This is a genomic window from Streptococcus agalactiae, assembly GCF_949788565.1.
Taxonomy (GTDB): Bacteria; Bacillota; Bacilli; order Lactobacillales; family Streptococcaceae; genus Streptococcus; species Streptococcus agalactiae.
This window is the reverse complement of sequence record NZ_OX460931.1, coordinates 158,517-171,195: the sequence shown is the minus strand read 5'-3', so window position 1 is coordinate 171,195 and position 12,679 is coordinate 158,517. Positions and strand designations below refer to the sequence as shown.

General features: G+C 41.4%; 6 protein-coding genes, 2 tRNA genes and 3 rRNA genes. 1 reads left to right on the top strand and 10 read right to left on the bottom strand.

What is annotated here, in order from left to right; genetic code table 11:
- Positions 1-43: 43 nt before the first annotated feature.
- The 10 genes from QOR44_RS01050 to QOR44_RS01005 form a co-directional block, all read right to left on the bottom strand.
- A tRNA-Asn gene (locus tag QOR44_RS01050) sits at positions 44-117 on the bottom strand.
- A gap of 5 nt (positions 118-122) precedes the next feature.
- Positions 123-238: ribosomal RNA gene (gene rrf, locus QOR44_RS01045) — 5S ribosomal RNA — on the bottom strand.
- A 74-nt stretch (positions 239-312) separates the two neighbouring features.
- Positions 313-3,215 (bottom strand): 23S ribosomal RNA (locus QOR44_RS01040).
- A 154-nt stretch (positions 3,216-3,369) separates the two neighbouring features.
- Positions 3,370-3,442, bottom strand: a tRNA-Ala gene (locus QOR44_RS01035).
- Between the two features lie 54 nt (positions 3,443-3,496).
- A 16S ribosomal RNA gene (locus QOR44_RS01030) occupies positions 3,497-5,045 on the bottom strand.
- The 16S, 23S and 5S rRNA genes sit together here with 2 tRNA genes alongside, the layout of an rRNA operon.
- A 397-nt stretch (positions 5,046-5,442) precedes the next feature.
- Positions 5,443-6,375, bottom strand: coding sequence for an ABC transporter ATP-binding protein (locus QOR44_RS01025; protein ID WP_000138506.1), 933 nt, complete (start codon positions 6,373-6,375; stop codon positions 5,443-5,445).
- Complete coding sequence (locus tag QOR44_RS01020) at positions 6,375-7,421, bottom strand: ABC transporter ATP-binding protein (protein WP_000410286.1); 1,047 nt, start codon at positions 7,419-7,421, stop codon at positions 6,375-6,377. Before QOR44_RS01020 ends, QOR44_RS01025 begins: the two co-directional genes overlap by 1 nt.
- A gap of 12 nt (positions 7,422-7,433) precedes the next feature.
- Entirely contained in the window at positions 7,434-8,465 is a 1,032-nt protein-coding gene (locus QOR44_RS01015; RefSeq protein WP_000764052.1) for an ABC transporter permease, read from the bottom strand.
- 9 nt (positions 8,466-8,474) lie between these two features.
- Complete coding sequence (locus QOR44_RS01010; protein ID WP_000598968.1) at positions 8,475-9,389, bottom strand: ABC transporter permease; 915 nt, start codon at positions 9,387-9,389, stop codon at positions 8,475-8,477.
- A gap of 118 nt (positions 9,390-9,507) precedes the next feature.
- Entirely contained in the window at positions 9,508-11,163 is a 1,656-nt protein-coding gene (locus QOR44_RS01005; RefSeq protein ID WP_001118754.1) for a peptide ABC transporter substrate-binding protein, read from the bottom strand.
- A 241-nt stretch (positions 11,164-11,404) separates the two neighbouring features.
- On the opposite strand from QOR44_RS01005, the gene pbp3 reads away from it, so the two are divergent.
- A complete protein-coding gene (pbp3, locus tag QOR44_RS01000; RefSeq protein ID WP_000720943.1) occupies positions 11,405-12,640 on the top strand; it encodes a D-alanyl-D-alanine carboxypeptidase PBP3 in 1,236 nt (411 codons plus the stop codon).
- Positions 12,641-12,679: the final 39 nt, after the last annotated feature.

Below are 12,679 nucleotides of genomic sequence, written 5' to 3'. Positions count from 1 at the left end.
TCCAATAAAAAAAGGCTAACCAAAGTTAGTCTCCCTTTATCTACTCCGCCAGTAGGACTCGAACCTACGACATCATGATTAACAGTCATGCGCTACTACCAACTGAGCTATGGCGGATTATAGCTAAGCGACTACCTTATCTCACAGGGGGCAACCCCCAACTACTTCCGGCGTTCTAGGGCTTAACTTCTGTGTTCGGCATGAGAACAGGTGTATCTCCTAGGCAATTATCACTTAACTATTGAGTCTTATTCACTCAAAATTGAATATCTATAGTCTAACAAGAAACCGTAACGTTGTCAATATCTCTTTTTGGATAAGTCCTCGAGCTATTAGTATTAGTCCGCTAAATGTGTCACCACAATTACACTCCTAACCTATCTACCTGATCATCTCTCAGGGCTCTTACTGATATAAAATCATGGGAAATCTCATCTTGAGGTGGGCTTCGCACTTAGATGCTTTCAGCGCTTATCCCTTCCCTACATAGCTACCCAGCGATGCCTTTGGCAAGACAACTGGTACACCAGCGGTAAGTCCACTCTGGTCCTCTCGTACTAGGAGCAGATCCTCTCAAATTTCCTACGCCCGCGACGGATAGGGACCGAACTGTCTCACGACGTTCTGAACCCAGCTCGCGTGCCGCTTTAATGGGCGAACAGCCCAACCCTTGGGACCGACTACAGCCCCAGGATGCGACGAGCCGACATCGAGGTGCCAAACCTCCCCGTCGATGTGAACTCTTGGGGGAGATAAGCCTGTTATCCCCAGGGTAGCTTTTATCCGTTGAGCGATGGCCCTTCCATACGGAACCACCGGATCACTAAGCCCGACTTTCGTCCCTGCTCGAGTTGTAGCTCTCGCAGTCAAGCTCCCTTATACCTTTACACTCTACGACTGATTTCCAACCAGTCTGAGGGAACCTTTGGGCGCCTCCGTTACCTTTTAGGAGGCGACCGCCCCAGTCAAACTGCCCGTCAGACACTGTCTCCGATAGGGATTGCCTATCTGGGTTAGAGTAGCCATAACACAAGGGTAGTATCCCAACAACGCCTCAAACGAAACTGGCGTCCCGTTATCATAGGCTCCTACCTATCCTGTACATGTGGTACAGATACTCAATATCAAACTGCAGTAAAGCTCCATGGGGTCTTTCCGTCCTGTCGCGGGTAACCTGCATCTTCACAGGTACTAAAATTTCACCGAGTCTCTCGTTGAGACAGTGCCCAAATCATTACGCCTTTCGTGCGGGTCGGAACTTACCCGACAAGGAATTTCGCTACCTTAGGACCGTTATAGTTACGGCCGCCGTTTACTGGGGCTTCAATTCATACCTTCGCTTACGCTAAGCACTCCTCTTAACCTTCCAGCACCGGGCAGGCGTCACCCCCTATACATCATCTTACGATTTAGCAGAGAGCTGTGTTTTTGATAAACAGTTGCTTGGGCCTATTCACTGCGGCTGATCTAAAATCAGCGCCCCTTCTCCCGAAGTTACGGGGCCATTTTGCCGAGTTCCTTAACGAGAGTTCTCTCGCTCACCTGAGGCTACTCGCCTCGACTACCTGTGTCGGTTTGCGGTACGGGTAGAGTATATGTATCGCTAGAAGCTTTTCTTGGCAGTGTGACATCACTAACTTCGCTACTAAACTTCGCTCCTCGTCACAGCTCAATGTTAAAGATATAAGCATTTGACTCATATCACACCTCACTGTTTGACCAGACACTTCCAATCGTCTGGTTTAGTTAGCCTACTGCGTCCCTCCATCACTATATACTCTAGTACAGGAATATCAACCTGTTGTCCATCGGATACACCTTTCGGTCTCTCCTTAGGTCCCGACTAACCCAGGGCGGACGAGCCTTCCCCTGGAAACCTTAGTCTTACGGTGGACAGGATTCTCACCTGTCTTGCGCTACTCATACCGGCATTCTCACTTCTATGCGTTCCAGCGCTCCTCACGGTACACCTTCTTCACACATAGAACGCTCTCCTACCATGACACTTTTGTGTCATCCACAGCTTCGGTAATATGTTTTAGCCCCGGTACATTTTCGGCGCAGGGTCACTCGACTAGTGAGCTATTACGCACTCTTTGAATGAATAGCTGCTTCTAAGCTAACATCCTAGTTGTCTGTGCAACCCCACATCCTTTTCCACTTAACATATATTTTGGGACCTTAGCTGGTGGTCTGGGCTGTTTCCCTTTCGACTACGGATCTTAGCACTCGCAGTCTGACTGCCGATTATATCTCGTTGGCATTCGGAGTTTATCTGAGATTGGTAATCCGGGATGGACCCCTCACCCAAACAGTGCTCTACCTCCAAGAGACTTAACATCGACGCTAGCCCTAAAGCTATTTCGGAGAGAACCAGCTATCTCCAAGTTCGTTTGGAATTTCTCCGCTACCCACAAGTCATCCAAGCACTTTTCAACGTGCCCTGGTTCGGTCCTCCAGTGAGTTTTACCTCACCTTCAACCTGCTCATGGGTAGGTCACATGGTTTCGGGTCTACAACATGATACTATGACGCCCTATTAAGACTCGGTTTCCCTACGGCTCCGTCTCTTCAACTTAACCTCGCATCATATCGTAACTCGCCGGTTCATTCTACAAAAGGCACGCTCTCACCCATTAACGGGCTCGAACTTGTTGTAGGCACACGGTTTCAGGTTCTATTTCACTCCCCTCCCGGGGTGCTTTTCACCTTTCCCTCACGGTACTGGTTCACTATCGGTCACTAGAGAGTATTTAGGGTTGGGAGATGGTCCTCCCAGATTCCGACGAGATTTCGCGTGTCTCGCCGTACTCAGGATACTGCTAAGGTTAATCTATCATTTTAAATACGAGGCTGTTACTCTCTTTGGCTTACCTTCCCAGGTAATTCTTCTATAATGATTAATCCTATATCGCAGTCCTACAACCCCGAAGTGTAAACACTTCGGTTTGCCCTCCTGCCGTTTCGCTCGCCGCTACTAAGGCAATCGCTTTTGCTTTCTCTTCCTGCAGCTACTTAGATGTTTCAGTTCACTGCGTCTTCCTTCTCATATCCTTAACAGATATGGATACTAGTCATTAACTAGTGGGTTCCCCCATTCGGACATCTCTGGATCAGCGCTTACTTACAGCTCCCCAAAGCATTTCGTCGTTAGTCACGTCCTTCTTCGGCTTCTAGTGCCAAGGCATCCACCGTGCGCCCTTATTAACTTAACCTTATTAACCTAGTTTCTTTAAAACTAGAAAACTCATTAAATATTCACAGCGTTTTCGGTTTATTTTCTTGTTACTTTCTACAATCTATTTCTAGATCGTGGAATTTGATATAGATATTCAATTTTCAATGAACAATTTGAATCTTTCGATTCAATGGAGCCTAGCGGGATCGAACCGCTGACCTCCTGCGTGCAAAGCAGGCGCTCTCCCAGCTGAGCTAAGGCCCCACAAGACCTCTCAAAACTAAACAAGACACAAATGGCAGGTTTCCTTATCCTTAGAAAGGAGGTGATCCAGCCGCACCTTCCGATACGGCTACCTTGTTACGACTTCACCCCAATCATCTATCCCACCTTAGGCGGCTGGCTCCTAAAAGGTTACCTCACCGACTTCGGGTGTTACAAACTCTCGTGGTGTGACGGGCGGTGTGTACAAGGCCCGGGAACGTATTCACCGCGGCGTGCTGATCCGCGATTACTAGCGATTCCGACTTCATGTAGGCGAGTTGCAGCCTACAATCCGAACTGAGATTGGCTTTAAGAGATTAGCTTGCCGTCACCGGCTTGCGACTCGTTGTACCAACCATTGTAGCACGTGTGTAGCCCAGGTCATAAGGGGCATGATGATTTGACGTCATCCCCACCTTCCTCCGGTTTATTACCGGCAGTCTCGCTAGAGTGCCCAACTTAATGATGGCAACTAACAATAGGGGTTGCGCTCGTTGCGGGACTTAACCCAACATCTCACGACACGAGCTGACGACAACCATGCACCACCTGTCACTTCTGCTCCGAAGAGAAAGCCTATCTCTAGGCCGGTCAGAAGGATGTCAAGACCTGGTAAGGTTCTTCGCGTTGCTTCGAATTAAACCACATGCTCCACCGCTTGTGCGGGCCCCCGTCAATTCCTTTGAGTTTCAACCTTGCGGTCGTACTCCCCAGGCGGAGTGCTTAATGCGTTAGCTGCGGCACTAAGCCCCGGAAAGGGCCTAACACCTAGCACTCATCGTTTACGGCGTGGACTACCAGGGTATCTAATCCTGTTTGCTCCCCACGCTTTCGAGCCTCAGCGTCAGTTACAGACCAGAGAGCCGCTTTCGCCACCGGTGTTCCTCCATATATCTACGCATTTCACCGCTACACATGGAATTCCACTCTCCCCTTCTGCACTCAAGTCCTCCAGTTTCCAAAGCGTACAATGGTTAAGCCACTGCCTTTAACTTCAGACTTAAAGAACCGCCTGCGCTCGCTTTACGCCCAATAAATCCGGACAACGCTCGGGACCTACGTATTACCGCGGCTGCTGGCACGTAGTTAGCCGTCCCTTTCTGGTTAGTTACCGTCACTTGGTAGATTTTCCACTCCTACCAACGTTCTTCTCTAACAACAGAGCTTTACGATCCGAAAACCTTCTTCACTCACGCGGCGTTGCTCGGTCAGACTTCCGTCCATTGCCGAAGATTCCCTACTGCTGCCTCCCGTAGGAGTCTGGGCCGTGTCTCAGTCCCAGTGTGGCCGATCACCCTCTCAGGTCGGCTATGTATCGTCGCCTTGGTGAGCCTTTACCTCACCAACTAGCTAATACAACGCAGGTCCATCTCACAGTGAAGCAATTGCTCCTTTTAAATAACTAACATGTGTTAATTACTCTTATGCGGTATTAGCTATCGTTTCCAATAGTTATCCCCCGCTATGAGGCAGGTTACCTACGCGTTACTCACCCGTTCGCAACTCATCAGTCTAGTGTAAACACCAAACCTCAGCGTTCTACTTGCATGTATTAGGCACGCCGCCAGCGTTCGTCCTGAGCCAGGATCAAACTCTCATTAAAAGTTTGAGCTTTGCTCTTTTCTGTCTCGCTGACAGATTTATTGTTTTTTTGTCATTGACGGATTTACAGTGTAAATCCACCCTGCACATTCGTTCGTCTTGTTCAGTTTTCAAAGGTCTTTGCCTCTCTTGAGACAACTTCTATATTCTAGCAAACTTATTCTGCTTTGTCAACTACTTTTTTTAAGTTGTTAACTACGCGCTAATAGAAACTGCTCTCTCGAGACAACTTATTTAGTTTACTACATCATCTCTTACTTTGTCAACTCTTTTTTCATACTTTTTCTACATTTTCTGAAAAAAGTTTCCTGTTGGCTAACACCAATAACATAGAGTTTAAAATTCCATACCTAAATTTATTTTATTAGTAAAAAAATAAAAGATGGGCTAGCCATCTTTTATAATATTTGTTTTTTATATTCTTCAGCTTCTTGGGGTGTAGATAAAACAAAATGACCAGGGGTAATCTCGTGCATTTGACGTTCTTGTCCGTCTTGCTCAATAGCTGGATTATACGGCTGGTGAACACGTTGACGTTCACTCTCCGGATCTGGTTCTGGAATAGCTGATAATAGACTCTTCGTATAAGGGTGGATTGGATTGTTATAAACATCATCAGATGTTCCAACTTCTAACAGTTTCCCCCAATGCATAACACCGATACGATCTGAAATGTATTTTACCATAGACAAATCATGTGCGATAAACAAATAAGTCAATCCTTGTTCTCTTTGCAATTTTTGCATTAAATTAACAACTTGTGCTTGGATTGAAACATCTAAGGCAGATATTGGTTCATCAGCAATGATAAATTTAGGCTCTACTGCTAAAGCACGTGCAATCCCGATACGTTGTCGTTGTCCACCTGAAAATTCATGCGGATAACGTGTTAAATGATCTTTATTTAACCCTACAAGATCTAATAGGGCCTGAACTTTACTATCACGATCTGATTTTGATTTAGCTAATTTATGTATATCTAAACCTTCTGCTACGATATCACGAATCTTCATACGGCCGTTTAAGCTAGCCTGAGGATCCTGAAAAATCATCTGAGCGTCTTTACGAAAACTATGTAATGCTTTACCTTTCAGATGTGAGATCACTTCTCCATTAAAGGTAATTTCTCCATCAGAAATATCATAAAGTTTTAAAATTGAACGTCCAACGGTTGTCTTTCCTGATCCAGATTCCCCAACTAATCCAAACACTTCACCTTCATAAATGTCAAAACTAACATTATCAATTGCTCTCACTTCATTAGCTTTTCCTTTATTGAAGGTCAAAGAAACATTTTTGACTTCAACTAATTTTTTTCGATTTTCAGTCATTAGGCTTTCCTCCCTTCAATCTCGTTCCATTTTTCCCAACGTTTTTGGATCGGTAATGGAGGAAGCACCTTAGGTGATCTTTCATCTAAAAGCCATGTAGCAGCGAAATGTGTTTCTGAAACTTTGAAGTACGGTGGTTCTTCTTCATGATCAATATCTAATGCAAATTCATTACGAGCTGCAAATGCATCTCCTTTAGGTGGGTTCAACAAATCTGGTGGTGTTCCCGGAATTGACTCTAAACTACCTGATTCTGTGTCGGTTGTCGGCATTGAATTCAATAATCCCCAAGTATATGGATGTTGTGGATTATAAAAGACCTCATCAACAGTTCCAAATTCAACAATTTTCCCTGCATACATAACTGCTACACGATCTGCCATCCCTGCAACGACCCCTAAGTCATGAGTTATGAAAACAATGGAGGAGTCTCGTTCTGCTTGAATTTTTTTCATTAAGTTCAAAATTTGTGCTTGAATTGTTACATCTAAAGCAGTCGTTGGTTCATCAGCAATAAGAATTTCAGGATCAGCAGCTAAAGCAATCGCTATAACCGCACGTTGACGCATTCCTCCAGACCACTGATGTGGGTAATCATTAATATGCTCTTCAGCATTTGGGATACCTACATCTTTCATTAGTTCGAGAGCTAATTTTAAAGCATCCTTTTTTGAAATTTTTTGATGAATCATCATTGGTTCTGCTATTTGCATACCAATTTTCATCGTTGGATCCAAACTAGTCATAGGGTCTTGGAAAATCATAGAAATCTCATTCCCGCGTACCTTAGTCCACTCTTCTTCTGATAGTTCAACAAGGTTACGCCCCTTAAATTGAACATTCCCCGATATCTCTGAATTTTTAGCATTTAAACCAATTAAAGTTCTGGTAGTTACAGATTTTCCTGAACCAGATTCACCAACGATTGCAAGAGTCTCACCTTTTTTTAATTCAAAGTTGACATCACGAATTGCTTTTACTTCTCCAGCATATGTGTGGAAGTCAACATGAAGATTATTAACACTTAAAATAGTTTCTTTTTCCATGATTATACCTCCTTATTCATCGCTAGATTTTGGATCAAAAGCATCTCGCAACCCATCACCAAGCAAAATAAATGCCAATGAAATCATTACCAATGCTAAAGCTGGCAAGATAACTTGATATGGATAATATTGTAAATTTTCTTGTGCATCTGAAATCAATGATCCTAATGAAGCTGTCGGTGGTTTAACACCTAAATTGATTGCTGAAAGTACCGCTTCATACATAATAGCACTTGGGATTGTCATCATAATTTGTACAATGATAATACCAGAAATGTTAGGTAAAATATGTTTGAAGGCTATTTTAATTGGACTTTCCCCAAGTGAACGTGCAGCAAGTACAAACTCTCTTTCTCGATATGATAGGGTTAAATTCCTTACCTGACGAGACATAGAAGTCCATCCGGTAAAAGCAATAGAGATAATAATAGCCGTAATACCGTTACCAAGGACCAAACCTAACATTGTAACGATAACTAAGTTTGGAATTGATGAAATTACCTCTACGATACGTTGCATTAATGTATCAAGGCGTCCTCCAGCAAAACCTGAAACAAGACCGTATGTAACACCGATAATTAAATCAATGAATGTAGCTGCAATAGCTACAAGTAAGGAAATCCGAATACCTACGATGATGCGCTTAGCAACACTTCTCCCTAGAGAATCTGTACCTAAAGCATACTTAACTTTTTCAGGGACATTTTGAGACTTATAAGCGTCTGTAGATTCTGTATTTCCAGCGTACTTAATGCTACCATTCCAAAAAGGAAGGTTTGAACTCAATTTAGGTGGTAAGTTGCGATATGTCGTTACTTTTTTCGAATCAAACCCATTAGCATCCTTCTGAGTTACAAATAAATTTGAAGCCAACGAAAAAGTAAGTAAAAGAGCTAATAAATAGAGTGAAACTACTGCTAATTTGTTTTTTTTCAAGCGACGCCACGCATCTTGCATAAACGAAAGAGCAGGCTTTTCAATTTTTTCTTGTGTGCTAGAAGATCCTGCACCTACAAGTTTAAATGTTCTGTTTTTATCTGCCATAACATCTCCTTACTGCAAGCGAACGCGTGGGTCTACGATACTAATAACAACGTCTGTTATCAAGATAGCAACCATCAACATTACTGCATAAACAATGGTTGTCCCCATAATAACAGGATAGTCTTTTGTTGGAATCGAAGTAACAAACTGCTGCCCAATTCCTGGAATCGAGAAAATCTGCTCAATTAGTGCAGAACCAGTTAACAGACCCGCCGCCAAAGGGCCAATTAGAGTTAAAATTGGAATCATAGAATTACGGTAAGCATGTTTTCGAGTTACTTGACGAATTGTCATACCTTTTGAACGAGCTAGTTGCACATAATCAGAATTTAAAGTTTCAATCATTTCACTACGGAAGAAGCGTGAAACAGATGCTAATGTAGGGAGTCCTAGAGCTAAAGAAGGTAAAATTGTTTGAGAGAAAGTCCCCCAACCTGATAAAGGCAACAAGTTCCACTTAAATCCAAAATAGTCTAATAATAAGATACCAATGATAAATGAAGGCATAGAAATCCCTAGCGTTGCAATAACACTTAAGATACCATCGACTTTATCATTCTTATGACGTGCCGAAATAGCTCCTACCAAAATACCGCCTAAAACACCAAATACGAGAGCCTGAACACCTAGATGTACTGAAACTCCTAATCTCAAGCTAATCATACGTGATACTGGCTGATTCACTGATTGATAACTCGTTCCAAAGTCACCATGAAGTACATTCCAAAGGTAAGTCAAATATTGTTGCCATACAGGCTTGTCTAAACCATACTGTTTATTAAGCAATGCGATCATTTCTTGAGTGAGTTTTGGATTATTGTAGGGTGTTCCTGGAAGGATCTGCATCAGAAAGAACGATAGGGTTATGACAACCCATAGCGTTACTAACAAAATAGCAACACGCTTTAAAATATATTTAATCATATCATTTCCTTTTCTTAGAATTGCTAAAAATAGCAAACTCTTTCACTTTCTTTACTTAACCAAAAGCAAGAACTGGCAATTACCAATTCTTGCAAAGGTTTAGTGTAAAGTAATTTAATTATTTTTTATAAGCATGTGTAAAGTCTATTGACAAACCTGTAGTATTACGAATAACACCTTTTAATTTTGGATTTTGTAAACCTTTACCACTACGGAAGTAGAGTGGGTTATAAGCACCTTGCTCAAATAAAATTTTCTCTGCTTCTTTATAGTCCTTCGCTGATTCTGCTGGTTTCATCGCATCTTCAGAAATTGCCTTGTTATAAGCAGCATCATAGTCCTTGTTAGCAAATTTTCCATCGTTATTTTGTGAATCTGACTTAAAGAGGCCGTAGAAAGTTGATCCTTCTGGATAATCCCCACCCCAAAGAGAAACTACGATGTCAAAGTTTTGTTTTCTACTGTCTTCTAAGCGTTGTTTAAAGGTTACAAATTTTTCTTCAACAGTAAGTCCTGGAAGAGCAGCTTCCCAAGTAGACTTGATGTAGTCAACAGAGTTTTTGGCAGCAGGAACATCAGCATCTGCTGTAATTGTTAATTTTAGCTTAGTCAAGCCTGATTCAGCCAAACCTTCTTTAAAGAGTTTTGCTGCTTCAGTTTTATTATATTCATAACCTGGGGCAACATATTTTGCCAAATCAGTTCCATCTGGTGTTTTGGCTAAACCAGTAGGTGCAAAAGCAATTGCCGGTTTTGAGCCTGTATCAACGGCTGCTTGAACAACTCCTTTACGGTTAGTTGCTAAGTTTAAGGCGCGACGAATCTTAACATTATCAAGCCCTTTCACAGAACCAGTAGTATTATATTGCATATAGGCAGTGGTCGCTTCTAGAACATCTGTGACATCTTTATTATTTTTATTAGCTTGATAAATAGCAGAAGTATTTGAGATATTAGCTGCATCTAACTCACCACGTTTATACATTTGAACGGCGGTATCTGGTTTTTTAACAGTCTGGATGCGAACTTCTTTTGTTTTTACATTTTTAGCGTCCCAATAATTTTTGTTTTTCTTCAGCGTGAAAGTCCCATTTGAACCATTCCAACCTTCAACAGTATATGGTCCTGAGTAAACTGTATTTTTTGAAGTAGTTGCGTAATCTTTTCCATATTTTTCAACAACTTCTTGTTTTTGTGGCATGAAGTTAGTGAATGCAAGGTAGTAGATGAATTGTGGAGACGGACTAGATAAAGTAATAACAACTTTGTCATCGCCTTCTGCCTTAACACCTAGCTTATTCAAGTCTTTCTCTTGTCCTTCGTTGATTTTATCGGCATTAAGCACATGCCCTTCAACAGCAAGGTAAGCATATTGTGAAGCTGTTTTAGGATCAACTAAACGTTGCCATGAATAAACAAAATCCTTTGCAGTAAGTTTACTGCCATCTGACCACTTCAAGCCTTTACGTAATGTAGCTGTATAAGTTAAGCCATCTTTTGAAACATCTACTTTAGTAGCCAAATCTGGTCTTGTCTTTCCATCTTTATCTAAGCGAAGGAAATTACTACTAGAGTTACCAATAGCTAGATTTGAGTAAGTGTCTGTAACTTTAGATAAATCTAGTGTATTGATTTCTGTTGGAATAGCCCAATTAATCGCTCCATTAGAATCCTGGGAAGCTGATTTACTTCCACATGCAGCAAGAGTCGCAACTGAAGCAAGTGTAAGGACACCAACTCCAACACGGCGCCAGTTATTTTTCTGTTTTGCCATAGCTTTGTTCTCCTAATTCATTTATCTAGTGACTAACATTATACCACAAAAAATTCTTAAGAAAAGACAAAAACGCAAAATTTTCAGATAATTTTTTAACTTTCATTTTTTTACATTTTTTTACATTTTTATAACAAACGTTTTCTTCATTCAATTATCTGAAAATAATAATTCCTAGTATGGTATAGTGATATGGTATAATAGGAGGGACAAAGTTTAAAAAATTTCTAAAGGTGTTATTTTGAAAAAAATTATTACTTCTATTCTATTACTTAGTTGCATTTTTTTTATGCCAACCATCTCTGCTGAATCTTTTAATGCTTCCGCTAAACATGCCTTGGCAGTTGATTTAGATTCAGGAAAAATCTTGTATGAAAAAGATGCTAACAAACCCGCTGCTATTGCTTCCTTGACTAAAATAATGACCGTTTATATGGTCTATAAAGAAATTGATAACGGTAACCTCAAGTGGAATACCAAAGTAAATATATCTGACTACCCTTATCAACTAACACGCGAATCTGATGCTAGTAATGTTCCTTTAGAAAAAAGGCGCTATACTGTTAAACAACTCGTGGACGCTGCCATGATTTCTAGTGCTAACAGTGCAGCCATTGCTTTAGCTGAACATATTTCAGGAACTGAAAGTAAATTTGTTGATAAAATGACTGCTCAATTGGAAAAGTGGGGAATTCATGATAGCCACCTAGTCAATGCTTCTGGCTTAAATAATAGTATGTTAGGCAATCACATTTATCCAAAATCGTCACAAAACGACGAAAATAAAATGAGTGCACGTGATATTGCTATTGTTGCCTACCATTTGGTCAACGAATATCCTTCCATTCTTAAGATTACTAGTAAGTCCGTTGCTAAATTTGATAAAGATATTATGCATTCTTATAACTACATGCTACCAGATATGCCTGTCTTTAGACCAGGTATTACAGGTTTGAAAACTGGGACAACGGAATTAGCTGGCCAATCTTTTATTGCTACGTCCACTGAAAGTGGAATGAGGCTACTCACTGTTATTATGCATGCTGATAAGGCCGATAAAGACAAATATGCTCGCTTTACAGCAACTAACTCTCTCTTGAACTATATCACAAACACCTACGAACCTAATCTTGTATTAGCTAAAGGAGCTTCATATAAAGGTAAAGAAGCAAGTGTGAGAGACGGAAAAGAACAATCGGTTATCGCTGTTGCTAAAAACGATTTGAAAGTAGCACAGAAGAAAAATATCACTAAACAAAATCAGTTAAAAATTAACTTTAAAAAAGAGCTTACTGCTCCTATTACAAAAAAAGAGAACCTAGGGAAAGCTTATTACGTTGACCTTAATAAGGTTGGAAAAGGCTATCTCATAAAGGAACCTAGCGTCCATTTAGTGGCAAAAGATAGTATTGAGCGCAGTTTCTTCCTCAAAGTGTGGTGGAATCATTTTGTGCGCTACGTTAACGAAAAACTTTAATAGTAATCTCCCTTTGACACAGGACTTACTGCACAGCAG